This is a genomic window from Sodalis glossinidius str. 'morsitans', assembly GCF_000010085.1.
GTDB lineage: Bacteria > Pseudomonadota > Gammaproteobacteria > Enterobacterales > Enterobacteriaceae > Sodalis > Sodalis glossinidius.
Window position 1 is genome coordinate 3964909 of sequence record NC_007712.1, and the last position, 24850, is coordinate 3989758.

The window sequence follows — 24850 nt, forward strand, 5'->3', positions numbered from 1 at the left end:
TCAGTCTGCGGCGGGGCGGCCCCGCTCAGAGATATAACGCCAGCAGTTCATTCACGCTGCTGCGCCCGAAAATATTGCTGCTGATGGTGCGGCGTGCCGTGACATGATGCAGCACCGCATCGCCATACCATTGCCGGGTCAGCGCGGTATCGTGATTGGAAATCAGAACCGGTATCCGGCTTTCACGAGCCAGCTTGCTGGCGAGGCGCGCCAGGTTCTTCTGCTCGGTCAGACTAAAACTGTTGGTATGGTATGCCGTAAAGTTTGCGGTGGTCGAGAGCGGCACATAAGGCGGATCACAATATACCACCGAACCCGGTACGGCGCGGGATAGCGTTTGTTGGTAGTGCTCGCAAACAAACATCGCCCGACTGGCCTTCTCGGCGAACCGGTGCAGTTCCAACTCCGGAAAGTACGGCTTTTTATAGCGGCCGAAAGGAACGTTGAACTCACCTCTCAGGTTATATCGGCACAGACCGTTGTAGCAATGCCGGTTGAGATATAGAAACAGCACTGCGCGCCGATGGGCGTCCGTGCAGAGATTAAACTCGCTGCGCAGCAGGTAGTACACCTCAGAGATGTTGGCGTCGGCGGCAAATAAAGCCCGGGCATCGCGGATAAAATCGTTCGGGCGCTCTTTAACGATATTGAACAGATTGATGAGATCACTGTTGATATCGGCGAGGATGTATCGGTCGTAATCGGTATTGAGAAACACCGAACCGGCGCCGACAAAAGGCTCTATTAAACAATCACCCTCCGGCAGGTGACGGCGAATATCCTCAATCAGCGGATACTTGCCGCCGGCCCATTTCAAAAATGCGCGGTTCTTCTTCATGCCTTCGCTACTTACTCACACTCTTCAGAACCGCGGATTGTACCCTGTTTACCATAACGCTACAGTGCTATCTTCAGGAACGCTTAATTATTTTGGTCCTTTTTAACCTGACCAATTTGCCGCGCCCAGGGCTTTTTAGCCTGTACATCGGCGGGCAATTTTGCCACCGCGTTTTTGGCCTGCGATAGCGAAGGATAAACCCCGTTTACCAACACGTACCAAGGCTTGCCGTCGCGGCGGGTCTGATAAACCCAGTAATGGCTCAGCTGCTGTTGACGCGCATAGGCGTTGAGCGTCGCCGGCTGCGAAGCGCTACTCAACTGTAGCGTGTAATAACCGGCGGGCGCAGACTGTATCGAACCCGCGGCGCCCCCACTGGACGTGGAAGAAGCGGACGGCGCAGGGGCGCGAGAGCTCGCAGCCGCTTTTGGCGGTCTGGCGGTCTGGCGGTCGGCACTCGGCACCATCGGCGTTTGTTTCGGCTCCCAGCGGGCAGCGGTGGGCAAGGTGGAAACCGGCCCTTGGCCGTTCATTTGTGCGGTCCCGCCGTTGACCTGGCTTCCCTGCTGCGACAAGGCATCGGCCATGTTGCCCGGTAATTCCACGCGTTGCTGTCCGCTCGGCGTAGTCACCGGCGCGCCGTTCTGTGCGTTGTTTGCTGTCGGCGCGGTAGCGCCAGGCGAAGACGGACCCGCGTCGGAGCCGGAGAGATCGATATTACGCTGACCGTTATTGTCCGCGCCCTGGTGGCCTGAATCGGTTCGGGACGGAGATTTCAGCGCTGAACCAATACTTATCACCAGCAACAGCAGCACCAAAATACCGATACCTATCATCAAATGCTGTCTGGATACAGGTACTTTCGGCACGGTAGGTCTTTTCCGCTGGCGGGGGGGACGGCGGTCGCTGCTATCGGGTCTCAGTTCGTCTTCCGACTTGAACTCATCCATATAAAACTCTCCGACATGAGAGGGGTTTTTCCAGCGCCGGAGCGCGGGAAGGGTTTATCACATTAAACCGGGCTTCACCGACGCGCCCTGGCGCGCGGCCGGCCGGCTCAGGCCTGGCAATCCTTAATAGACGCCACCACCATATCATCAGCCACGCCGGTACGCACTTCCGCATTGCCCAGCGTCACCGGCAGGACCAGACGCAGCCGGCCGGCGATGACTTTTTTATCACGCATCATATGCGGCAGGTAATCTTCCGGCGCCATTTCCGCCGGACCGCTCATCGTCAGGCCGGCGCGCTGCAGCAGCGCACTCACCCGTTCAGCATCAGCATCGCTGAATTGACCGAGCCGACGCGCGGCGCGCACCGCCATCATCATGCCGGCGGCCACGGCTTCGCCATGCAGCCAGTTGCCATAACCCATGTGGGTTTCGATGGCATGGCCGTAGGTGTGGCCAAGATTCAGCAGAGCACGCTGGCCCTGCTCGCGTTCATCGGCAGCCACTACGTCGGCTTTCAGCTCGCAGCAGCGACGGATGCAATAGGCCAGCGCTTGCGGCTCTAGCGCCAACAGCGCTTCGAGATTGTCTTCAAGCCAGGCAAAAAAAGCCGCATCAAGAATAATACCGTACTTGATAACTTCCGCCAGGCCCGAGGAGAGTTCCCGCCGCGGAAGCGTGTTGAGACAGTCCAAGTCAATGACCACTGACGCAGGTTGATAGAAGGCGCCGATCATGTTCTTGCCGAGAGAATGATTGACGGCGGTTTTGCCGCCAACTGAGGAGTCAACCTGTGAGAGTAGCGTGGTAGGTGCCTGGATAAAACGCACACCGCGTTGATAACTGGCGGCGGCGAAACCGGCCAGATCGCCGATGACGCCGCCACCGAGCGCGATAAGGGTAGTATCGCGACCATGGGATTTAGCCAGCAGCGCGGTGAAAACCTGATCCAGCACGGTCAACGATTTATTCTGTTCACCGTCAGGCAATACGACCCGATCGACCTTGACGCCGGCCTGGGTCAGCCGCTCGCACAGGGATTCCAGATACAGGGGAGCGAGGCGGTCGTTCGTCACCAGCATGGCGCTATCGCCGCGCGTTAACGGCCAGAAAGACGCCGGATCATTGAATAATCCGGCGGCAATGGTAATCGGGTAGCTGCGCTCCCCTAATGTAACGGTAATCCTCTCCATGGGACGCTCAGTGACCTTTTCGGCATCTCGTTAATTTAGATTAGCTGCTTTCCAGCATATTGATAATTTGGTTAGCAACAACCTTGGCGCTTTGTTCATCAGTACGGATAGTCACGTCCGCTATTTCTTCATACAGCGGGTTGCGCTCGCGAGCCAGCGCTTCAAGTACCTCACGCGGCGGAGCTTCGACTTGCAACAGCGGGCGTTTCTTATCACGCTGCGTACGGGCCAGCTGTTTTTCAATGGTGGTTTCGAGATAGACAACCACACCGCGGGCGGAGAGGCGGTTGCGTGTTTCGCGCGATTTCACGGAGCCACCGCCGGTAGCCAGCACAATCCCCTGCTTTTCGGTCAGTTCGTTGATGACTTTTTCTTCTCGATCGCGGAAGCCGTCTTCGCCTTCCACGTCAAATACCCAGCCTACATCAGCCCCGGTGCGTCGCTCAATCTCTTGATCAGAATCGAAAAACTCCATATTAAGTTGTTGAGCCAACTGACGACCAATAGTGCTTTTGCCGGCACCCATAGGCCCAACCAGAAAGATATTGCGTTTCTCTGCCATGTTTTTCGGTATTACTAAGATTATTCGTTAATGACAACCCGCCCCGCCAATCAAATTAGCGGCGGGACCTAAACTGAAACCTCATGAGCGTTAGTGCGAGAATCAGGCGAAAATTATCTCAACACTCCGGGTAGTTTGGCAACCGATTAAATCGATGCCCACACCGCAAGCGGAATTCCCGGTATCACCACCGGTATGACATTTGACGCAAAATCAGCGTTGCTCAATGGGTTACCCTTGTAAGCGAAATCGCCGACAGCGTCAAATTGATAACGAAAAAAACGCATAAATTGTTGCCGCGTACCCGCTTTTGTTAGATGCAAGGGGCGGTAGTCTATCCTCATATGCGGGTGAGCGTAATAAAAATAACTAATTCATGTTGTTTATAATTAGCTCGCTTGTGCTTAAATAACGCCCCGACCAGCGGGATATCGGCCAATAGCGGTACCCGATCGTGGCTGCGCTGCTTTTGATGCTGAAATATGCCGCCGAGCACGATGATTTCACCGTCGGCAATCGTTACCTGAGTTTTGATTTCTTCTGTATCGATGGAACACCCTGGCTGTCTCCTTGCTTGATGATACTGCCCGGCACGTTCTGGCTCAGCCGCAAATCCAGGGTAATGCGCCCGTTGCGCAGAATACGCGGCGTCACCTCCATGCACAGCACCGCCTCCTTAAACTGGATAGAAGGGTGTTTGCCGTGGCCGCTGGTCATCGGATACGGAATTTGCGCCCCCTGCTTGATGCTGGCGGTTTGCTGATGGGCAGTAACAGCCACGGGCTCGCCAGGATATCCACCTTATTTTCCTGCTCAAGCGCGGTCAGCTCCAGCATACGACCATTCAGGCGCGCCAACGGGAGTCCGATGCGGGCTAGATGTCCGCCGACGGGCATTTTTACTAATGTACGCGCATCCGCTTGCGCGCTCTCCGCCGGATAGCGCCAGTTGACCCCGACTTCGCGCAAATTTTCCCGGCTGATGGTGACAATATGGGCGGTAATGAGCACCTGCTCCAGCGGAACATCCCAGACGGCGATCCAATCCCCCACGGCGGCCAGCGCGGAGGCGATATCGCGCAGCACCAGCGAATTGGTGCGCTTATCGAGCCGAACGCTTCCCCGGGGTGACAGCAGCGAACTGCGCTGGGCGTCAATGCTGCGCCCCACCTCGGCCGCATCGGCGTATTGCAGGGTAATCAACCGGTTAACCAGCGGCACGCCCTCCCCCCTCGCCGGCGTCGCGGCTTTTTCCGGCCGCGTGTCATCCGGCGCTCTTCTTGCAGCGATACCACCAGCGTGCGTCCCTGACGCGTTTGCTGCAGGCCGCCTGCCGTCAGAACCAGTTCCAGTACTTGGCGCCAGGGCATCTCGTACAGCCGCAGCGTAATCTCGCCTTCAACACCCGGCGTCACCACCAGATTCAGCCCACGCAGGGAGGCCAGCGCCTGCAGTACCGGCGCATCATCAGCACGCAGCGTCAACGTGCCCGATGCGGCGCCGCGCCGCAGAGAAAACAGAGTGGACGGCGGCATGTCGGCCGGCAGACCGGCTTTTACCCCGGCGCTTTCCCGCTGCGATGAGCCTGGAGAGGACGGCTGGAACGGATCCTGCACCGCCGCGCCTACGTCATCCGCTGCAGCCGCCGAGGTACCGATTGCCACCGCCGGCACTCCATTCGCAGATACGCCCCGTGAAACGCTCGCAACGGCGAAAACAACAACCAACAGCAGCCACGGACACAGCGCTGGATCGAACCTGGCGTCATGTCGACCCGTCCCCGGTTTTACGCGGCATGTTCCGCTATGCCCCAGCCGGCCTCTACCCATTGTCGCCCTCCTTTTTGTCTGCAGACGTTAATCTGAATTCCAGCATCAATCCTTCGGGTGTCGCTTTCAACGCTAACGCCTGCAGGCCGAGACAGCCCTGGAGCGCCGCGATAGCGTTCAAGTCCGGCATAATCCGTAGTGAGTGCGACCGACCAGCCCCGCCTGTTCGCATCAATCCCCGTGGGCGTCACCCGCCAGCGCAGCGCGGCGGGCGGACCGTGCTCCGGCGTCATGAACAGCGAAATAGGATCCTTCGCAAGTCGCTGGCAGCGCCGCACCCGTGCGTCGTCGCCGGTGGCTGGCGCAGTTTGCGTTGTGCCGCCCGCGGAAGCCGACGCAGCGCCGGCTTTTACGGCGGATGGCGGCGGCCACGTTCCCGCAGCCTCACCGAACAACCGCGGCACGGCCCCAGCCTTCTCCGCGTTCAACGGCTGGGCAATGTTGCTGCAGCCATCGTGCGGCAGCGGCTGAGCGTTGAACGCCCGTTGCACCTGCTCAAGGCGCCGTTTTTCCGGCAGCAGGACCTACTGCCCCCGGCAAACATAAAGGCGACCGTCAGCAGCGCATAGCCCCCCCAGCCATTTTATGATCCGTCGATCGCACCCTGTTTCCGCAGCCGGCAAAGTCATGCTGCATCCTCCGCCGGCCAGTCCGCTTCCAGAAAAAATTGCCAGCGTACCGCATCCCGCCGCCTGACCTCGCGCCAGCGCACACTCGGCAGCAGCGGGTAGTCAGACAGCCGGCGCCGCAGGACAACCACTGGCGAATACCCCTCGCTGCAGTCGCTGAAATAGATCCGGCCGTTGCGCTGCTCGATATGCGTGAACCACAGCTGCTGCGGCAGCAGCGCCAGGAGAGTTGGCGAAACAGACGCAAATAGCATTGATTACCGACGCCCAACCGCTGCTGGAAGCGCGGACACGACGTCGCCGGCGTATTTGCCGCCAGGCCACAGATTCACCTGCTCCACAGCCGCTCTTCCGGCGCCAGCGCCAGCCCGGCGGCAATCACCCAGGCCGTCGGGAAGCGGCGCGCAAGACGTCGAATAGCGACCAGAGCTCACCGCCCTCGGGAACCGGGCCGGGTTCGGTACGGGTAAAATGGCAGGCCGCCGCCGATTCGGCGCCAAAGACAAAGTCCAACGGCTGCGCCAGCGGTGCAACGTGATAAGCGCCGACAGCCGGGCGCTGATGATCAGCACGCGCTCAGGGTGCGCGGCGTCAAGGCTCCAGTCCCAGGCCAGCGCGCGCAGGACGTCCGGCTCCATATCCATACCGATCCGCCAACGGTCAAACGCCATGGTTCCTCGTTCCCTGAGGCCCGGGACTTAAATTACGTATCCAATAGCAAGGCTAACCTTTATACTAGCGCGCGGTTGTTTATAAACTGCCCAAATGACAAAAAATGGGAATTCTCAGGTGAAGTTCGTAAAATATTTATTTATCTTTGCAGTGTGTTGCATTTTGTTGGGAGCCGCATCGATATATGGTATGTACCGCTATATTGCGCCCCAATTACCCGATGTGGCGACGCTGAAAGACATCCGCCTGCAAACGCCGATGCAGATCTTCTCGGCGGACGGTAAGCTTATCGCTCAGTACGGTGAGAAACGCCGCATCCCGCTCCGGCTCGATCAGATGCCGCCCGAACTGGTGCATGCGTTTGTCGCCACCGAAGACAGCCGCTTTTACGAGCATCACGGCGTGGATCCGGTGGGGATTTTGCGCGCAGCCTCCATCGCCCTGCTTTCCGGCAATGCCTCACAGGGCGCGAGCACCATCACCCAGCAGCTGGCCCGCAATTTTTTCCTCAGCCCGGAACGGACGCTTATTCGTAAAATCAAAGAGGCGTTTCTGGCGGTACGGATTGAGCAATTGCTAACCAAAGATGAAATCCTGGAACTGTATCTGAATAAGATCTACCTGGGTTACCGCGCCTATGGCGTGGGCGCGGCGGCGCAGGTCTATTTCGGCAAGGACGTCAGCCAGCTCACGCTGAGCGAAATGGCCATGATTGCCGGTTTGCCGAAAGCCCCTTCCACCTTCAACCCGCTCTATTCTCCTGAACGGGCGCTGGCGCGGCGCAACACTGTGCTGGCGCGTATGCGGGATGAAAACTACATCACCCAGGCTGAATATGAGCAGGCACGCGACGCGGCGCTGGTGGCACGTTACCACGCGACGGAAATCGACTTTTCCGCGCCCTATGTATCGGAAATGGTGCGCCAGGATATGCTCAAGCGCTACGGAGAAAATGCCTATACCGACGGTTTTAAGGTGTATACCACCATCACCAAACCGCTGCAGCAGGCGGCGCAGAACGTAGTGCGCAACAACGTGCTGGCTTACGATATGCGCCACGGTTACCGCGGTCCAAGCAGCGTGTTGTGGAAAGTGGGAGAGTCGCCCTGGGACGCGCAGCATATCCGCGACAGATTGAAAACCCTGCCGGTTTACGGTCCATTGCACGCGGCGGTCATTACCGAAACCGGCGTCGACGGCGCGGTGGCGATGATGGCCGATGGCAGTAACGTGGCATTATCGCTGGCGGGCATGCGCTGGGCGCGGCCGTTTAGAAGCGATACACAGCAGGGGCCGACGCCGAAAAAAGTCACCGATGTGGTGCAGGCGGGACAACAAGTCTGGGTGCGGCAAACGGACGAGGGTTGGTCGCTCTCGCAGGTCCCGGACGTCAATTCTGCGCTGGTGTCGCTGGATCCGCAGGACGGCGCGGTCAAAGCCCTGGTCGGCGGTTTCGACTTCAATCAGAGCAAATTCAACCGTATCACCCAGGCGCTGCGTCAGGTGGGTTCCAATATCAAGCCGTTTCTGTATACCGCCGCGCTGGATAAAGGGTTGACGCTGGCGACCATTCTCAATGATGCACCTATCTCCCGCTGGGATGCCGGCGCCGGCTCCGACTGGCGGCCGCGCAACTCGCCGCCGACCTATGCTGGCCCGATTCGCCTGCGCCAGGGTCTGGGGCAGTCGAAAAACGTGGTAATGGTTCGCGCCATGCGCGCCATGGGCGTGGATTATGCCGCGGAATATCTGCAACGCTTCGGCTTCCCGGCGCAGAACATCGTCCACACCGAATCCCTGGCGCTGGGATCCGCGTCCTTCAACCCTCTCCAGCTGGTGCGGGGCTATGCGGTGCTGGCCAATGGCGGTTATCTGGTCGACCCCTACCTCATCACTAAAATCACCGATGAAAACGATCAGATGCTGTTTACCGCCAAACCTAAAGTGGTGTGCAGCAGCTGCGATTTGCCGGTCATCTATGGCGATACACCGAAATCGGCGGTGCTGTCGGACGACAGTATGGAAAACGTAGCCGTCTCCCGCCAGGCTGACGCTAACGGCACGGTACCCATGCCGCGACTGGAACGGGTTTCACCGGCACAGGCCGCGGCAGACGGCGAACAACTGTACGCCCCTCACGTAATTAGCACGCCGCTGTCGTTTTTGATGCGCGATGCCCTTAACAGCAACATCTTTGGCGAACCCGGCTGGATGGGCACCGGCTGGCGTGCCGCCCGCGATCTGAAGCGTCATGATATCGGCGGTAAAACCGGTACCACCAACGACTCTAAAGACGCCTGGTTCTCCGGCTACGGCCCCGGTACGGTCACCACGGTATGGATAGGGTTTGACGATCACCGCCGCAATTTGGGCAGAAGCACGGCTTCCGGTGCCGAGGGCGGCGCTAAAAGCGCCCAACCTATCTGGGATGATTATATGAAGATAGCGCTGGAAGGTATCCCCGAAGAGAAACAGGATCCGCCGCCGGGCGTCGTTACCGTCACCATCGATAAGAGCAGCGGCAAATTGTCCGACGGCGGCGGCAACAGCCGGCCGGAATATTTTATCGACGGTACCCAGCCGAAATACCGGGTAGTACATGAAGTCGGCACGACGCTGATGGACAACGGCCAGCAGCAGGAACTGTTCTGACCGCTCGCCGGGCCGGATGTCTTTGGACCCGGCCCGGGCTTACTCTTCTCCCGGTGTACGATTAAGCCAGGCATGGGCGAGAAACAGCGCGCTCACGTTACGCGCCTCGCAAAAATCGGGCTCGTCAAGCAGCGCCAGCATACGGCTTATCGGCCAGCGCACCAGCGGCAACGGTTCCGGCTCATCGCCCTGCAACCGCTGGGGATACAAATTTTGCGCCACAACAATGTGCATTTTGCTGGAGAAATAGGACGGCGCCATACTCAAGCGGCGCAAAAACGTAAAGTTGCGCCCTCCAAAGCCCGCCTCCTCCATCAGCTCGCGGTTGGCCGCTTCCATCACCACTTCGCCGGGGTCGATAAGTCCTTTTGGAAACCCCAATTCATAATCCTCGATGCCGGCGCCGTATTCACGGATCAGCAGTAGATGGTCGTCCAGCACCGGTACGACCATCACCGTCTCGTGATGGGAAGGCTTCATGCGCTCATAGACCCGCCGCGCGCCGTTGCTGAACTCCAGATCGACGGACTCAACCGTGAACAGGCGGGACTGGGCAACGGTCGCCACGCGATGTATTTTGGGTTTTTGCAGATTCTTATCCATATCGTTCCCGAGATTGCGCACTGGATGGCCAGGAGATGCCCGCCCATCGGCCTGCCTGGTCAACATTGTGCGTTAAGAATGGACCGGGCCGCAACCTGTCTTCACAGCATGACTTCTGGCCACGTCAAATCGGCAATAGGTAAATACGTCTAGCAGCGAATAAAATAGGAAAATGCTGATATATCCTCGGCAGCGGGCTTGTTACTCTCGCCATAATATTGGTTAGTATGCCTGTTTTTCGCCGATGACCGCCTGCGCAGGCCCATGTCAAACAGCGGCGGTGACGAGAATCTTTGCAGCGGCGGTAAATTTTGGTGTATTATTATGAAGTTGTGGGTGGGGTTAGCATGAGCGCAATCGTCTATGTACTGGCTGGCGTGCTTGCCTGTGCGATTGTTTCCGTTATCGGCTGGCGCTTCTATCGCCGGCGTGCCCGCCCTGTATCCGTCAAACGTCTGTCGTTTATCAAACCCTTTCCCCGAAAGTTGACCGCGGAAGAGCGCGCGGCCATTGAACATTACTTTCATCATAGTCAACCGCTTACGCGCACGACACCCCTCAGCGCGCCGGAACCCGCGGCGGCGAGTGTGCCTTTGACGCCCCGCAGCGATAACGTCTATGCCGGGACCCACGCCATCACCCGCTATGGTCTGGCGACCGATGCGCCACATAAATGGCGTTATTATCTCGACAGCATTGAAATTCATTTACCAGCGCAATGGGAACAATACATTGCGGAAGAAAACCATGTCGAGTTGATCCGCACCGACAGCATGCCGCTGGTGATTTCGCTCAATGGCCACTCGTTGCTGAATGACGCGCCGTCTGCGTTGACCCCTGCGCCAGCACATGCGGCGGTACCAAATTCATCGATGCGCGAGCAGGGCAATGAACAGGTTGAGCTGCTCAAGGTGCGCAAGGAAACGCCGCAGGAGCGCGCTATCAGCCAGCCATCCGGACAACGCGAAGCGGCACTGTGCAGCGCGGCGCTGCTATTGATACTTCTGAGTCTGCTGGCACCCATCATGGCGCAGCTCTGGCTTGCGGCATTGGCCGCGTTACCGGCCGCACTGGCCGCCTGGCTGCGATTTCGCCCGACGCCGCAGCGCAATCGGCAGGATGTTAACTGCCTGCGTGGGATCCCCCGGCGCTGGGGGCTGTTCGGCGAATCTGGTCAGGGCAGTATCAGCAATATTTCCCTCAGCAGCCTCGATCTGAAATACCCGGCACATTGGCAGCCGTATATCGCCCGCGATCTGGACAAGAAAACCGACATCGATATATACGTCAACAGCCAGGTGGTGCGCCAGGGCCGCTTTCTGTCGCTTCATGACGAAGTCACTTATTTCCCCCTTCAGCGCTGGGGCGGAAATCTGATGATGCTATGCAGTTCGCTACTGGTCTTGTCGTTGCTGCTGGCCTATGTCCCGCTCTCGCTGCCGCTGAAATTGAGCGTTACCTGGCTTCAGGGCGCGCAAACGGTGCCCGTCGACAGCGTCGCTACCTTGAACCAGGCGATGCTGCGCATTGGCGATACTCTGTCGGCCCGCGGTACCGGGATGTGCTATGTACAAAGCGACGGCGGCAGAACCCCGTTTTTTCCGTTTGACTGTTCAGCTATTTACTGGAACAACGCGGTACCGCTGCCGATGCCGGAGTCCGATACCGTCGATCGCGCCGAAGCGTTGCTGACGACGGTGAATAACCAGTTGCACCCGGCTTTGGACAATGAAAATAAAATAACCCCGGGGTTGGCCTCCGCCATTCAGAAATCCGGCATGATCTTGCTTGATGATTTCAGCGACATTGTGCTGAAAACCCAGGAGTTGTGTCAGGATGACGCTGCGCCCTGCCAACGGTTGCAGGCGGCTCTGGTAAATCTGGCCAATGGGCGCGACTGGCCGACTATCGTCAAACGCGCCCGCGCCGGATCGCTGAGAGGAATAAATGTGCTGCTGCGGCCGGTAAGCGCCGATACGCTGGAAGCCTTGGTCAACGCCGCTACCTCGTACTACTTTGCCAGCGAGACTCGCAACGCCACCAACGCGCTCAACAGCCCGCCACCGGGCGGGTTTTTGATCCGCAGCGATGAAGACAAACAGCTGGTCGAGACCCCACCCCCCGCCATAAATTTCAACGATTATAATGGCCTGGCGCAATGGCACGAGCTGCAGCGGCTATCTACCCAACTGTTGCATACACCGTTTAACGCCGAGGGCATCATCACCAATATTACCGTCGACGCCAACGGCACCCGCCATATTGCGCTGCACAATGAGCCTGAAAGGGTATCCCTGTGGCGCAACGTGGGCGCAACCCTGCTGCTGATACTGTTGCTGACGCTCGCCGCGTTCAACGCTATCCTGCTGGTGCGTCGCCTGCACAACGGCCGGCGCCGCGCGCGGGACATCCAGCGCTATTATGACTGTTGCTTCAGCCACGAGGCGATAGCCGCGAACGGCAACCGCGTTTGGCGCGACTGATAGCCATCAATGTCATCCCCGGGCGGGCGGCAAGTATGCTACTCTGAATGTTGACCGGGCCGTTTGGCGCCATGCCACAGACCCTCCCCCTTGCCCTGCTTATGCTCTGGAGTCCGCATGTCCACAGTCATCGACTGGCGCCATATTGATACCGTCATTCTTGATATGGACGGCACGCTGCTGGATTTGGCCTTCGATCGTGACTTCTGGCTGGCTCGCGTACCGGCAGCCCTTACCCAACGGCGCGGTATCACCCCGGCTGAGGCCAGCGCCTTGATAGACCGCGAATACCACAGCGTGCGCCATACCTTGAACTGGTACTGTTTCGATTACTGGAGCCGGCGGCTGACGCTGGATATCGCCGCCATGAACGCTGAATTTGGTCATACCGTACGGTTGCGCGACGATACGCTGCCGCTATTGAGCGCATTGCGTCAGCACGGCCGCCGCTCCATCCTGCTGACCAACGCCCACCCCGACGGTCTGGCGGTGAAAATGCGCCACACCGGTCTGGGTCAACACCTTGATTTATTACTTTCTACCCATACATTTGGTTATCCCAAGGAAGATCAGCATTTGTGGCAACGCGTTCAAACGCATACCGGTTTTGATCCGGCGCGAACTCTGTTCATCGATGACAGCGAGCCGATTCTCGATGCGGCTAGCCGCTTTGGTATCCGCTATTGTCTCGGCGTCAGTAATCCTGATTCCGGAGTGGCGCCGCAAACCTTCCGGCGACATTCGTCACTGAATGATTATCGGACGCTGCTGCCTGCGCTGGCTGGAATGATGTGCTGACACTCAGGAGGCGAAATGAAACCCAAAGACGCTAACGGCGATACTCCGGCCGTACGGCTGGACAAGTGGCTGTGGGCGGCGCGTTTTTATAAAACCCGCGCCCTGGCCCGCGAGATGATTGAGGGCGGCAAGGTCCATTACAATGGCCAGCGCAGCAAACCCGGTAAAACCATGGAGCTGGGCGCGGAAATCACCCTGCGCCAAGGCAACGACGAGCGTCAGGTGCGCGTGCGTGCGTTAAGCGATCAACGCCGTCCTGCCAGCGATGCGCAGCTACTGTATCAGGAGACCGACACCAGTATCGCCAAACGGGAGAAAATGGCCGAGGCGCGAAAACATAACGCCCTGACCATGCCCCATCCGGACCGGCGCCCGGACAAAAAAGAACGCCGCAATCTGATTAAATTTAAATATGGCGAATCGGGCGAGGCAGAATAACCCCTCCCGGCGCCGCAGGCATGAGAGACCATGATGACCCATCAAGACCAACTGCACCGTTACCTTTTTGAAGACTATGCCGTCAGAGGTGAACTGGTGTCCTTACAAGAAACCTACCGCCAGGTGCTGGGCCAGCACAATTATCCGCCGGCGGTGAAAACGCTGCTGGGGGAACTCCTGGTCGCTACCAGCCTGCTAACCGCCACGTTGAAATTCACCAGCGAAATTACCGTGCAGTTACAAGGAGATGGCCCGCTGCGGCTGGCGGTCATTAACGGCGACGATCGGCAGAACATGCGCGGGCTGGCGTGCATCAACGGCGATATCGCCGACGACGCCACCCTGGCACAAATGGTGGGCAACGGGTATTTGGTGATTACCCTGACCCCTGCCGAAGGCGAGCGGTATCAGGGAGTAGTTGGCCTGGAAGGGCCCCGTTTGGCTGACTGCCTGGAAAACTACTTCCTGCAATCGGAGCAGTTGCCAACGCGGCTGTTTATCCGCACCGGCGAGTATCAGGGAGAGGTGGCCGCCGCCGGTCTGCTGCTGCAGGTATTACCCGGCCAAGATGCCCACGCCGACGATTTCGATCATCTGGCGCAGCTCACCGCAACGGTGAAGGGCGACGAACTATTTGCATTGCCGGCCAACGACGTTTTGTATCGCCTTTATCATCAAGATAACGTGACCGTTTACCCGGCGCAGTCGGTGCAATTCCTTTGTACCTGCTCACGCCAGCGCTGCGCCGATGCGCTGATGACCTTGGGCGAGCAAGAGTTGCACGACATGCTTGAGCAGGACGGCGAAGTGGATATGCATTGCGATTTTTGCGGTAGCCATTATCGTTTCGATGCCGACGCCATTGCTGACCTGCAACAGCAGGCAGCGCAGGGATATTCGCCGCAGGCTTAGGATTTACCCTATTGCCCCGCCGGACGATTGCCTCTCCAGCGGCGTATGTTAAGGTAATAACTTATTTTCCGTGCGCCCGTCTGCAAAATAATGTAAAGCCTGCACGCTCAGGTTAATCCTTGATTTATCTCTCGGCGCGGCCCACCGCTAATCCCTACAATCGCTAACGGTACTTATTGAACTAAGGAGCAGTGACATGGTAAGTGAGAGTATTACCCCGCAGCAATGGATCAGTTATGGAATAACGGGCTACCGCGAACTGGTGTACAACCCGGGCTACGATCAGTTGTTTGCAGAAGAAATCGACCCCGCCCTCAGCGGTTTTGAACGCGGCACGCTAACCCAATCGGGCGCTGTGGCGGTCGACACCGGAATTTTCACCGGCCGGTCACCCTTTGATAAGTATGTGGTGCGTGACGACAAAACCCGTGACACTCTTTGGTGGTCAGACCAGGGCAAAGGCGCCAATGACAATCATCCCCTTGACCAGCAGACCTGGGTTCACCTCAAAAGGCGGGTCGGCAAGCAGCTAAGCGGCAAGCGCCTGTTTGTCATTGATGCTTTCTGCGGCGCCAATGAGGACAGCCGGCTGCGGGTGCGTTTTGTGACCGAAGTCGCCTGGCAGGCGCATTTCGTTAAAAACATGTTCATTCGGCCAAGCGACGAAGAACTGCGCGACTTTGAACCGGATTTTGTGGTGCTTAACGGCGCCAAATGTACCAATCCCGATTGGCGTGAACAGGGTCTGCATTCGGAAAACTTTGTCGCTTTCAACCTGACAGAAGGCATTCAGCTTATCGGGGGAACCTGGTACGGCGGCGAAATGAAAAAGGGCCTGTTCTCGGTGATGAATTACCTGCTGCCGCTTAAAGGAATCGCTTCCATGCATTGCTCGGCCAACGTCGGCACCGATGACGACGTGGCACTGTTCTTCGGTCTGTCCGGCACCGGCAAAACCACGCTATCGACTGACCCTCGCCGCCGTCTGATAGGCGATGATGAACACGGCTGGGACGACGACGGCGTCTTCAATTTTGAAGGGGGCTGTTACGCCAAAACCATCCGCCTTTCGCCCGAGGCGGAGCCGGAGATCTATCAAGCGATTCGCCGTAACGCGCTGTTGGAAAATGTGGTAGTGCGGGCGGACGGTAGCGTGGATTACGACGATGGCAGCAAAACCGAAAACGCCCGCGTGTCCTATCCCATCGATCATATCGATAATATCGTTAAACCGGTGTCACGCGCCGGACACGCTACGCGCGTCATCTTTCTGACGGCAGATGCCTTCGGCGTACTGCCGCCGGTCGCCAGCCTGTCGATGGAACAGGCACAGTATCATTTTCTGTCCGGCTTTACCGCCAAACTGGGGGGAACCGAGCGGGGTGTGGTGGCGCCGGTACCCACCTTCTCCGCCTGCTTTGGCGCGGCGTTTTTGTCGCTACATCCCACCGCCTATGCGGATGTCCTGGCCAAACGCATGCACGCCGCCGGCGCCCGCGCCTATTTGGTCAATACCGGCTGGAACGGCAGCGGCAAACGGATTTCCCTCAAAGATACCCGGACGATTATCAACGCCATACTACGCAGTGATATCGACGATGCGCCAACCGCTACCCTGCCGGTTTTCAATCTAACGATCCCGACCGCGCTGCCGGGCGTGAACGGCGCGATACTCGATCCGCGCACTACTTACGCCAGCGTCGACGAATGGCGGGCCAAGGCGGACGATCTGGCCCAGCGCTTCATCGATAATTTCAGCAAGTTCACCGACACGCCGGCCGGGGTGGCGCTGGTGAGCGCGGGTCCGCAGCGCTGAACCGGCAGAGCCGCGCCCTGACACCTTGGTAAGACAGCCGCTCAGGAAGAGGCCATACCGTCACGCGTATGACGTTGACCGGCCCGGCGGCGGCGCACTTTGCCTAAGCCGCCGCTTAGTCGGCGCTTTTGCCGGCGGCTTTGGCTTTACTGACGCTGGCACCGTGATCCACCGACGCGACCGGTAGCGGCAAATAGGCGCGGATACGCAAGCCCTGCCGCGCGCTGCGGCCGATTTCCAGCTTACCGGCATGCGCATCGATGATGCGCTGGACAATGGCCAGACCGAGGCCGGTACCGCTGGTGCTGCGCGCGCTGTCGCCGCGCACGAACGGTTGAAATAAATATTGTAATTGATCCGGCTGGATGCCCGGACCATCATCCTCGACCTCAAACCAGACCCGATTGGTTTCGCGTCCGCTATTTACCTTTATACAGCCGTTGCCGTAGCGCGCGGCATTCACCACCATATTCAGCGCCGCGCGTTTAATGGACAGCGGATTGACGTTAACAATAAGCTCCTCGCCGCAAATATCGGTTTCGATCACGCGCTCATAGCCGCTCTCCGCCGCCACCACCTCGGTCAGGATGCTGTTGAGATCCGCCATTTCGGTCTGCATCTCCTGGCCGGTGCGCAGATAATCGATGAACTGCTCGATGATAGCGTTGCACTCTTCGATATCTTTATTGATCGACTCGGCAAGATAGCCGTCTTCCGCACTCATCATTTCCGTCGCCAGGCGGATACGGGTCAGCGGCGTGCGCAAATCATGGCTGACGCCGGCCATCAACAAGGTCCGGTCATCCGCCAATAGCTTGACGCCGGCCGTCATCTGGTTGAACGCCCGCGTCACCGAGCGCACCTCCGAGGCGCCATACTCCCGCAGCGGCGGTGGAATGATGCCCTTACCCACCTGCAGCGCGGCATGTTCCAAATCCACCAGCGGCCGGTTTTGAATACGGATAAACAGCCAGGCACCGCCGATAGCCAGCAACATAATCGCCAGGGTGTAACGGAATAACGGCGAGAAGCCGCCCTGATGGATTTCGGTCAACGGAATGCGTACCCAGATATCCGGCGATAACCAGGTTTTCAGCCAGACAACTGGGGAATTTTTGGTGACTTCGACGCGTACATCGGTCGGGCTGCCGAGCTGCTGAGCCATTTGCTGGCTCAGGAATTCATAATGTTGCGCCCAGCGCAAGCCGCTCTCTTCCGCGGCTGGATTGGTATACAGCGAGATACCCAATTCACGGTAAATTTCGCGCCGGAACGCCGGCGGCACTTCCAGTAAGGTACCGTCCTCCAGCTGCAACTGGTCTGTCATCAACATTCTGACTTCATAAGCCAGCACTTTATTGAACTGTTGCAGACTCGGTAAGATGGCGAAATTCAAGACCACCAGGTAGGTCGTTACCAGGCTGACGAACAGCAAGGTAACGATTAACAAGAGGCTGCGGGCGAAGGAACTGCGCGGAGAGATGCGCCATCGCATCATGCTTTACTGCCATCCGGCACAAAGACATAGCCCAGACCCCATACGGTCTGAATATAGCGCGGATGGGCGGGATCTTCTTCCACCATGCGCCGCAGACGCGAGATCTGCACATCGATTGAGCGTTCCATGGCGCTATATTCACGGCCGCGCGCCAGATTCATCAGTTTATCACGGGACAACGGCTCCCGCGGGTGGCTGACCAACGCTTTAAGCACCGCGAACTCACCGCTGGTCAGCGGCATCGGCTCATCTTCGCGGAACATCTCACGGGTACCGAGATTAAGCTTGAACTTGCCAAAGGCGATGATAGCCTCTTCCTGCGACGGCGCCCCCGGCAGCTCGTTAGCCTGCCGGCGTAGTACCGCGCGGATACGCGCCAGCAGTTCACGGGGGTTGAAGGGCTTGGGAATATAGTCATCGGCACCGATTTCCAGGCCAACAATGCGGTCCACTTCCTCCCCCTTGGCGGTGACCATAATGATCGGCATCGGGTTGCTTTGGCTGCGCAGCCGGCGGCAAATAGACAGCCCATCCTCTCCCGGCAGCATCAAATCCAGCACCATCAGATGGAAGGATTCACGCGTCAGCAAACGGTCCATCTGTTCGGCGTTGGCGACGCTGCGTACCTGAAAGCCCTGCTCGGTCAAATAACGCTCAAGGAGCGCCCGCAGGCGCATATCGTCATCCACAACTAGGATTTTGTAATTCTCTTGCATTATCTCTCTCCCAAAGGCGAAACGCCCATAAAGGATATTGTTCAAAAACCGGTGGATCACTGACAGCGAATTCAGGTGACCATTCTAAGCGAAATTGTTACAAAGCATATAAAGATGCTTAGTTATCAACACTTTCCGCACGTAATCTCCACGATAATAACATCTGTCGCGCCGCCGCGAATAATAATTAACGGCCACGACGTTTCCTCCACCGCCCCGCGCACGTCAACCTTAATAAGAGATGGCGTTGATATACCAGGTGCGATGTCCGCCGGGGGTAACCACTTCCGCTTCATCATCCACCGCCTTTTTGATCAAGGCGCGCGCCATGGGTGAATCGATGGAGATATAGTCCTTATGTTTATAAATTTCATCGGGACCGGCGATACGAAAGCGTTTCGTTTCCCCCTCGGCGTTCTCCACTTCCACCCAGGCGCCGAAAAATATCCGTCCCTCTTGCTGCGGGGAGTAATCCACCACCCGCGCCTCCTTCAGCACACGGCGCAAATAACGCACCCGACGGTCAATCTCGCGCAGAATTTTCTTATTGTAATGATAATCCGCATTTTCACTGCGATCGCCCAGACTGGCGGCCCAGGCAACCTTCTCGGTAATCTCCGGCCGGTAGCGTTTCCACAAATGGTCCAGCTCATCCTGCAATTCCTGATAGCCCTGGCGGGTAATAAGGTTGGTCTTCATCGTCACCTGTCGTCGAACTCTGTGGCCAACAACGGCAATATACCATAGCGGCGGCGGGGGTGAACGGACGCGGGCGGCTGGCATTTTGCCGCCGCAAACCGTATAACTGTGCAGGCCCAAGCAATCCTTATGACAAAATGAACGTTAACGCATGAATAGAGAGTCATTGAACCATCTTATCGCCGGCGAACTGAAAGCCCGGGAGGAGCAAGTGGACGCTGCGGTGCGGCTCCTGGACGAAGGCAACACCGTGCCTTTTATCGCCCGCTATCGTAAAGAAGTTACCGGCGGGCTGGACGACACACAGCTGCGTACGCTGGAAACGCGTCTGGGTTATTTGCGCGAACTCGATGAACGGCGCCAGAGTATTCTGAAATCCATCGACGAACAGGGCAAGCTTACCGAGGCGCTGGCATCGGCTATCCAGGCGACCTTGAGCAAGACCGAGCTGGAAGATCTCTACCTGCCCTATAAACCCAAACGCCGCACCCGCGGCCAGATAGCCATCGAGGCGGGGCTGGCGCCGCTGGCAGATCGGCTTTGGCAGGACTCGTCAACGGACCCCGATACCGCGGCGGCCGGTTTTGTTAACCCTGATGCCGGCGTGGCCGACGCCAAAGCGGCCCTTGACAGCGCGCGTTATATCCTGATGGAGCGCTTTGCCGAAGATGCCGCGCTGCTGGCGAAAATCCGCGCTTATCTGTGGAAAAATGCTCATCTGGTGGCGCGGGTGGTGCCCGGTAAAGAGGAAGAAGGCGCCAAATTCCGCGACTACTTCGATCATCACGAACCGCTGTCTCAGGTCCCCTCACACCGTGCGCTGGCCATGTTGCGCGGACGCAACGAGGGTGTGTTGAAGCTTGCGCTGAACGCCGATCCGCACGTCGACGAGCCGCCACGTGCCAGCTACTGCGAGCAGATGATCGCCGATCATTTGCAAGTGTGCTTCGGTCAGGCGCCGGCCGATAGCTGGCGTAAAACGGTCATCAGTTGGACCTGGCGCATCAAAATCCTCATGCATCTGGAAACCGAACTGATGGGCAGCATGCGTGAAAAGGCCGAGGAAGAAGCGATACAGGTCTTCGCCCGCAATATGCATGATTTACTGATGGCGCCGCCGGCGGGGCTGCGCGCTACCATGGGCCTTGATCCGGGGCTGCGCACCGGCGTCAAGGTCGCGGTGGTGGATGCCACCGGCAAGCTGGTCGCGACAGAGACGCTTTATCCCCACACCGGCCAGGCCGACAAAGCCGCGGCGGCCGTCGCGGCGCTATGTCTGAAACATAACGTGGAACTGGTCGCCATCGGCAACGGGACCGCGTCGCGAGAAACCGAACGATTTTATGCCGAAGTCCAGAAGCGTTATCCCGACGTGAAAGGGCAAAAAGTCATCGTCAGCGAGGCCGGCGCGTCGGTGTATTCCGCCTCGGAGCTGGCGGCGTTGGAGTTTCCCGATTTGGACGTCTCGCTGCGCGGGGCGGTTTCCATCGCCCGCAGATTGCAGGATCCGCTGGCTGAACTGGCCAAAATCGACCCGAAATCCATCGGCGTGGGTCAATATCAGCACGATGTCAGCCAAAGCATGCTGGCGAAAAAGCTGGACACGGTAGTCGAGGACTGCGTCAACGCCGTCGGCGTGGATCTGAATACCGCTTCGGTGCCGCTGCTGATTCGCGTCGCCGGCCTGACGCGCATGATGGCGCAAAACATCGTCAGCTGGCGGGATGAGAATGGCCGTTTCCGCGATCGTCAACAGTTGCTGAAAGTTCCCCGCCTGGGCCCCAAAGCGTTTGAACAATGCGCCGGCTTCCTGCGCATCAATCACGGCGACAATCCGCTCGACGCCTCTACCGTACATCCGGAGAGTTATCCGGTGGTACAGCGGATTTTACAGGCCACGGAGAAATCACTCAGCGATCTGATGGGCGACCCCGCGACGCTGCGCGGCCTGAGCCCGTCCCGCTTCACCGATGAGCGCGTCGGGTTACCCACCGTGACCGATATTATCAAAGAGCTGGAGAAACCGGGGCGCGACCCGCGGCCGGAGTTCAAAACCGCCACGTTTGCCGACGGCGTGGAAACGCTGCAGGACCTGGCGCAGGGCATGGTGCTGGAAGGCACGGTGACCAACGTGACCAATTTCGGCGCCTTTGTGGATATAGGCGTGCATCAGGACGGATTGGTGCACATCTCCTCATTGTCCGATCGGTTTATCGACGATCCGCACAAGGTGGTGAAAGCCGGCGATATTGTCAAAGTGAAGGTCATGGAAGTCGATATTGCGCGCAAGCGCATCGCGCTATCCATGCGGCTCGATGAGCGACCGGGGGAGGCGCCGGCGCGCCGTGACCCGGGCGAGTACCGGCGGGATAGCAATACGACGGCGTCCCGCCCACCCGCGCGCAGCGGCGGCCGTCAATCCGGCCCTGCCGCGGGCGGTAATAGCGCCATGGGTGACGCGCTGGCGACCGCGCTGGGCAAACGGCGTTAATACGCCGGCTAGCGTCAACGGGCCTGTGGGATACGCAAGCAGGCCCGCGCTATAGGCGTTAGCGAGGCGTCGGCCCAACGGCGCCGCCTGGTGATGCCTGACCCCTAGTGGTCAGGGATGGGTCACTGGCTTTTAGCGGTGAAATGGCGCCAAGGCGACTTTACGGCATCGGCCTCGGAAATGGTAAGGGAGTAAATAAATAATTTATGAAATTATTTTAAATTAAATATAACCCCATTTGCCGGCTAATTTAATTCAATTTTAATAATTAACATAATATTTTTATTAACCCATTTCCGTCGCTTATTTAATATTTATGGCCTAGGAGCGCAGGGTTATTTTCATTTCTTCGCCGTGCGTTATTGCAAAATAAAATAACAGCATCCCACCTGCACGAAAGATACCCTTATGCCGAAAATCGACAATTATTACCTTAAAAACATGAAGTTATATCACATAACCAGCAATATGTTTTTCCATCCGTCATTGAAAAAAAGAATTTTGTTGAGGTTTTGTTTTATTTGACTCGGGTGATAAGATGTTAAAATTATTCTTATTAATAACTATTACTTTTGCCATTTGCATTATTTAACATCGCGCCAGCCCGACCCAACAGGCAGTACTGACGAGTATCGAGGTTATTGCCGTTTCCAACGCGCTTACGGTCGCCATCAAGAAGGTCATTATGCAATTGCAGCACCATTATAAAATTACCGGCTATGCCAAAGAGATCCCCCCTGCCTTTCGGCAGAGAATGCTGTCGCTCGGCATGTTGCCCGGTAGCTCGTTTCAGGTAGTGCGTGTCGCGCCGCTGGGCGATCCCGTGCAGATAGAGGTGCGACGGGTGCTGCTGGTGCTGCGAAAAAAAGATTTGTCACTGCTCTTGTTGAGCCGTACCGGCCATTGATCCGCCCGCTCGCGCCGCTCGCTCGGGACAATCCGTTGTATTTGTTTCTGCTTATAGGTTTCATTAATGATCACTACACGCACTGTGGCTTTGATCGGTAATCCCAACGCCGGCAAAACGACCCTCTTTAACCAGTTGACCGGCGCTCGCCAGCGGGTCGGTAACTGGGCCGGCGTTATGGTGGAACGCAAAGAAGGCTTTTTCACCACCCCCCGCGCAGCGCATAACGCTCGTTGATCTGCCGGGCGCCTATTCCCTGACGACGCTGTCGCAGCAAAGCTTGCTTGACGAGCAAATCGCCTGTCGCTACATCCTCGAACGGCAGGCCGATGTGCTTATCAACGTGGTCGACGCCGCCAATCTGGAGCGAAATCTCTACCTGACGCTGCAATTGTTGGAGCTAGGTATTCCCTGCATCGTGGCGCTGAATATGCTGGATATCGCCCGCAGCCAGGGCATTACCATCGATATTCCGGCGCTGGAGCGGCGGCTGGGTTGCCGGTAATTCCCCTGGTTTCCACCCGCGCCGAAGGCATTGAAGCGTTGAAGGCGGAGTTTGACAGTCCGCTACCGGCAGCACCGTCCCTTACAATTGACTATCCGCCCGCCGTCCGTCAAGCGGTAGAACAGCTGCAGCCGTTTACCCCCGGCTACTACACGCCGCGACAGCGACGTTGGCTGGTACTGCACATGCTGGAAAGGGATATTCACAGCCGGGATCTGTTGACCTCGCCCCAGCGGCTGGAAAGTCTGCGCGCAGTCATGCAGCAGGATGCGGCGTTGATGATCGCCGACGCCCGCTATACCACCATCATCGCCCTCTGTCAGGCCGTGAGTAACGGCCATTTGACGCCGGCAAATCGCCTGACCGCGCGACTTAACGCCCTGCTGCTCAACCGCTGACTTGGCGTGCCATTGTTTTTTATGGTGATGTATCTGATGTTCATCCTCGCCATCAACCTTGGCGGCGCCCTGCAGCCGATGTTCGAGGGCGGGTCCGCCGCGTTCGTCATCGACCGCTTGATGCAATCCCTTGGTCTGCCGGGCAAGTCGTTTGTTCCGCTGATTGTCGGTTTCGGCTGCAATGTACCAACGCGTCGCGCGAGCGGCTGATGACCATCATGATGGCGCCCTTCATGTCCTGCGGCGCACGGCTAGCGATTTTCGCCGCGACCTTCTTCGGCCGACATGGCGCTACACTGGTGTTCTCGCTGTACGTGCTGGGCATTGTGGTCGCGGTCCTGACCGGCCTGATGCTGAAATACACGCTGATGCGGGGCGAAGCGACTCCCTTCATCATGGAACTGCCGGTGTATCACGTGCCGCATATCAAAAGCCTGCTGTTGCAAACCTGGCAGCGGCTGAAGGGCTTCGTATTGCGGGCCGGTAAAGTCATTGTCCTCGCCAGCATGGTGATTGGCACCTTGAACAGCTTCACCCTGCACGGCGAAGCGGCGGACAGCGTTAACCATTCAGCGCTGGCAGCGGTGAGCAAGACCCCCCTGCTGAAACCGATGGGCGTTCATGAGGATAACTGGCAGGCTACGGTCGGTCTTATCAGCGGTGCAATGGCAAAAGAGGTGGTGGTGGGGATGCTGAATACGTTATATACCGCCGAACAGATCACCCGTACCCCGTTCGACCGGAGGCGTTCGATTTGCTGGATGAATTATCCGGCGCGATGACGGAAACCTGGAAAGGTCTACAGGATTTCTTCAGTTTCAGCGTCCTCGCCAACCCTATCGAAGCCAGCAAAGGCGACGGCGAGATGAGCGGTGACGCTATGGGAATGATGAGCAGTAAGTTCGGCAGCGCCATTGCCGCCTATAGCTATCTGATCTTTGTCCTGTTGTATGTGCCCTGTATTTCGGTCCTGGGCGCCATCACCCGCGAAAGCAGTCGTGGCTGGATGCTGCTGTCCGCCCTGTGGGGCGTCAATGTGCCTATTCGCGGCAACGCTGTTTTATCAGACGGCCACCTTCATGCACCATCCGCTGTACAGCGCGATTGCGATAGCCACCGTTATCGTCGTCAACGGCTGCTGATCGCTTGTCTTTACCGTTGTCGGGATCGTTTCCAGCCGGAGCTAAGCGCGTCGGAATCGACACCCTGTTGCCAACCCGCCGGCGGCGAAAGCTGTCACTAAGGAGACGCGGTGTCCGGTC

21 protein-coding genes and 2 pseudogenes are annotated in these 24850 nt (G+C 57.9%); 9 read left to right on the forward strand and 14 right to left on the reverse strand.

Annotation, left to right across the window (positions count from 1 at the left end; translation table 11 throughout):
• Positions 1-25: 25 nt before the first annotated feature.
• From dam to SGP1_RS21075, 10 genes and pseudogenes are all read right to left on the reverse strand, one after another.
• Positions 26-838, reverse strand: coding sequence for an adenine-specific DNA-methyltransferase (dam, locus tag SGP1_RS21035; protein ID WP_011412114.1), 813 nt, complete (start codon positions 836-838; stop codon positions 26-28).
• An 83-nt stretch (positions 839-921) separates the two neighbouring features.
• The gene (locus SGP1_RS21040) at positions 922-1788 is read right to left on the reverse strand and encodes an SPOR domain-containing protein (RefSeq protein WP_011412115.1); all 867 of its coding nucleotides are present in this window, start codon (positions 1786-1788) and stop codon (positions 922-924) included.
• A gap of 107 nt (positions 1789-1895) precedes the next feature.
• Positions 1896-2981 (reverse strand): 3-dehydroquinate synthase, encoded by a 1086-nt coding sequence (gene aroB / locus SGP1_RS21045; protein WP_011412116.1) that lies wholly within the window; start codon positions 2979-2981, stop codon positions 1896-1898.
• 40 nt (positions 2982-3021) lie between these two features.
• Positions 3022-3543, reverse strand: coding sequence for a shikimate kinase AroK (gene aroK / locus SGP1_RS21050; protein ID WP_011412117.1), 522 nt, complete (start codon positions 3541-3543; stop codon positions 3022-3024).
• A 340-nt stretch (positions 3544-3883) separates the two neighbouring features.
• Positions 3884-4323, reverse strand: a pseudogene (locus SGP1_RS36895) (hypothetical protein).
• Positions 4257-4763, reverse strand: coding sequence for a secretin N-terminal domain-containing protein (locus tag SGP1_RS34600; RefSeq protein WP_243466124.1), 507 nt, complete (start codon positions 4761-4763; stop codon positions 4257-4259). The pseudogene SGP1_RS36895 and the gene SGP1_RS34600 overlap by 67 nt, the downstream one beginning before the upstream one ends.
• Positions 4742-5206, reverse strand: coding sequence for a hypothetical protein (locus tag SGP1_RS34605; RefSeq protein WP_243466125.1), 465 nt, complete (start codon positions 5204-5206; stop codon positions 4742-4744). Before SGP1_RS34605 ends, SGP1_RS34600 begins: the two co-directional genes overlap by 22 nt.
• A gap of 122 nt (positions 5207-5328) precedes the next feature.
• Positions 5329-5862 carry a hypothetical protein gene (locus SGP1_RS30350; protein WP_148203618.1) on the reverse strand — a complete coding sequence of 178 codons (534 nt, stop codon included), beginning with the start codon at positions 5860-5862 and terminating at the stop codon, positions 5329-5331.
• A gap of 134 nt (positions 5863-5996) precedes the next feature.
• A complete protein-coding gene (locus SGP1_RS21070) occupies positions 5997-6254 on the reverse strand; it encodes a hypothetical protein (protein WP_041867272.1) in 258 nt (85 codons plus the stop codon).
• A gap of 3 nt (positions 6255-6257) precedes the next feature.
• The gene (locus SGP1_RS21075; protein WP_041867273.1) at positions 6258-6671 is read right to left on the reverse strand and encodes a hypothetical protein; all 414 of its coding nucleotides are present in this window, start codon (positions 6669-6671) and stop codon (positions 6258-6260) included.
• A gap of 118 nt (positions 6672-6789) precedes the next feature.
• On the opposite strand from SGP1_RS21075, the gene mrcA reads away from it, so the two are divergent.
• Entirely contained in the window at positions 6790-9324 is a 2535-nt protein-coding gene (gene mrcA, locus SGP1_RS21080; protein WP_011412119.1) for a peptidoglycan glycosyltransferase/peptidoglycan DD-transpeptidase MrcA, read from the forward strand.
• A gap of 39 nt (positions 9325-9363) precedes the next feature.
• On the opposite strand, the gene nudE is transcribed toward mrcA, so the two are convergent.
• On the reverse strand, positions 9364-9927 hold the full coding sequence (gene nudE / locus SGP1_RS21085) for an ADP compounds hydrolase NudE (RefSeq protein ID WP_011412120.1): 564 nt from the start codon (positions 9925-9927) through the stop codon (positions 9364-9366).
• 347 nt (positions 9928-10274) lie between these two features.
• Between nudE and SGP1_RS21090 the strand changes: the two genes are divergently transcribed.
• From SGP1_RS21090 to pckA, 5 genes are all read left to right on the forward strand, one after another.
• Positions 10275-12410 carry an IgaA/UmoB family intracellular growth attenuator gene (locus SGP1_RS21090; protein WP_011412121.1) on the forward strand — a complete coding sequence of 712 codons (2136 nt, stop codon included), beginning with the start codon at positions 10275-10277 and terminating at the stop codon, positions 12408-12410.
• Between the two features lie 117 nt (positions 12411-12527).
• Positions 12528-13208, forward strand: coding sequence for a GMP/IMP nucleotidase (yrfG, locus tag SGP1_RS21095; protein WP_011412122.1), 681 nt, complete (start codon positions 12528-12530; stop codon positions 13206-13208).
• Between the two features lie 15 nt (positions 13209-13223).
• A complete protein-coding gene (gene hslR, locus SGP1_RS21100; protein ID WP_011412123.1) occupies positions 13224-13646 on the forward strand; it encodes a ribosome-associated heat shock protein Hsp15 in 423 nt (140 codons plus the stop codon).
• A 33-nt stretch (positions 13647-13679) separates the two neighbouring features.
• On the forward strand, positions 13680-14558 hold the full coding sequence (gene hslO / locus SGP1_RS21105) for an Hsp33 family molecular chaperone HslO (protein ID WP_011412124.1): 879 nt from the start codon (positions 13680-13682) through the stop codon (positions 14556-14558).
• 196 nt (positions 14559-14754) lie between these two features.
• Positions 14755-16374 (forward strand): phosphoenolpyruvate carboxykinase (ATP), encoded by a 1620-nt coding sequence (pckA, locus tag SGP1_RS21110; protein ID WP_011412125.1) that lies wholly within the window; start codon positions 14755-14757, stop codon positions 16372-16374.
• 115 nt (positions 16375-16489) lie between these two features.
• Here the strand turns inward: pckA and envZ are convergent, their stop codons facing one another.
• From envZ to greB, 3 genes are all read right to left on the reverse strand, one after another.
• Positions 16490-17872, reverse strand: coding sequence for a two-component system sensor histidine kinase EnvZ (envZ, locus tag SGP1_RS21115; protein WP_011412126.1), 1383 nt, complete (start codon positions 17870-17872; stop codon positions 16490-16492).
• Positions 17869-18588: an osmolarity response regulator transcription factor OmpR gene (ompR, locus tag SGP1_RS21120; protein WP_003853014.1), complete on the reverse strand. Its 720-nt coding sequence runs from the start codon at positions 18586-18588 to the stop codon at positions 17869-17871. Before ompR ends, envZ begins: the two co-directional genes overlap by 4 nt.
• Positions 18589-18819: 231 nt before the next feature.
• Entirely contained in the window at positions 18820-19287 is a 468-nt protein-coding gene (gene greB / locus SGP1_RS21125; RefSeq protein ID WP_011412127.1) for a transcription elongation factor GreB, read from the reverse strand.
• 151 nt (positions 19288-19438) lie between these two features.
• On the opposite strand from greB, the gene SGP1_RS21130 reads away from it, so the two are divergent.
• The 3 genes and pseudogenes from SGP1_RS21130 (at position 19439) to SGP1_RS21140 (ending at position 24831) form a co-directional block, all read left to right on the forward strand.
• Positions 19439-21778, forward strand: a complete 2340-nt coding sequence (locus SGP1_RS21130; protein ID WP_011412128.1) for a Tex family protein — start codon at positions 19439-19441, stop codon at positions 21776-21778.
• Positions 21779-22463: 685 nt separating this feature from the next.
• Positions 22464-22685: a ferrous iron transporter A gene (gene feoA, locus SGP1_RS21135; RefSeq protein ID WP_011412129.1), complete on the forward strand. Its 222-nt coding sequence runs from the start codon at positions 22464-22466 to the stop codon at positions 22683-22685.
• Positions 22686-22754: 69 nt separating this feature from the next.
• Positions 22755-24831: pseudogene (locus SGP1_RS21140) on the forward strand (FeoB small GTPase domain-containing protein).
• The last annotated feature ends 19 nt before the right edge of the window (positions 24832-24850 follow it).

Excerpts from the sequence above, each read along its gene's own strand:
- hslR (WP_011412123.1), top strand. The coding sequence starts at position 13,224 with ATGAAACCCAAAGACGCTAACGGCGATACTCCGGCCGTACGGCTGGAC.
- envZ (WP_011412126.1), bottom strand. The coding sequence starts at position 17,872 with ATGATGCGATGGCGCATCTCTCCGCGCAGTTCCTTCGCCCGCAGCCTC.
- aroB (WP_011412116.1), bottom strand. The coding sequence starts at position 2,981 with ATGGAGAGGATTACCGTTACATTAGGGGAGCGCAGCTACCCGATTACC.
- SGP1_RS21070 (WP_041867272.1), bottom strand. The coding sequence starts at position 6,254 with ATGCTATTTGCGTCTGTTTCGCCAACTCTCCTGGCGCTGCTGCCGCAG.
- pckA (WP_011412125.1), top strand. The coding sequence starts at position 14,755 with ATGGTAAGTGAGAGTATTACCCCGCAGCAATGGATCAGTTATGGAATA.
- SGP1_RS21040 (WP_011412115.1), bottom strand. The coding sequence starts at position 1,788 with ATGGATGAGTTCAAGTCGGAAGACGAACTGAGACCCGATAGCAGCGAC.
- yrfG (WP_011412122.1), top strand. The coding sequence starts at position 12,528 with ATGTCCACAGTCATCGACTGGCGCCATATTGATACCGTCATTCTTGAT.
- SGP1_RS21130 (WP_011412128.1), top strand. The coding sequence starts at position 19,439 with ATGAATAGAGAGTCATTGAACCATCTTATCGCCGGCGAACTGAAAGCC.
- aroK (WP_011412117.1), bottom strand. The coding sequence starts at position 3,543 with ATGGCAGAGAAACGCAATATCTTTCTGGTTGGGCCTATGGGTGCCGGC.
- ompR (WP_003853014.1), bottom strand. The coding sequence starts at position 18,588 with ATGCAAGAGAATTACAAAATCCTAGTTGTGGATGACGATATGCGCCTG.
- feoA (WP_011412129.1), top strand. The coding sequence starts at position 22,464 with ATGCAATTGCAGCACCATTATAAAATTACCGGCTATGCCAAAGAGATC.
- SGP1_RS21090 (WP_011412121.1), top strand. The coding sequence starts at position 10,275 with ATGAGCGCAATCGTCTATGTACTGGCTGGCGTGCTTGCCTGTGCGATT.
- SGP1_RS21075 (WP_041867273.1), bottom strand. The coding sequence starts at position 6,671 with ATGGCGTTTGACCGTTGGCGGATCGGTATGGATATGGAGCCGGACGTC.
- dam (WP_011412114.1), bottom strand. The coding sequence starts at position 838 with ATGAAGAAGAACCGCGCATTTTTGAAATGGGCCGGCGGCAAGTATCCG.
- hslO (WP_011412124.1), top strand. The coding sequence starts at position 13,680 with ATGACCCATCAAGACCAACTGCACCGTTACCTTTTTGAAGACTATGCC.
- nudE (WP_011412120.1), bottom strand. The coding sequence starts at position 9,927 with ATGGATAAGAATCTGCAAAAACCCAAAATACATCGCGTGGCGACCGTT.
- greB (WP_011412127.1), bottom strand. The coding sequence starts at position 19,287 with ATGAAGACCAACCTTATTACCCGCCAGGGCTATCAGGAATTGCAGGAT.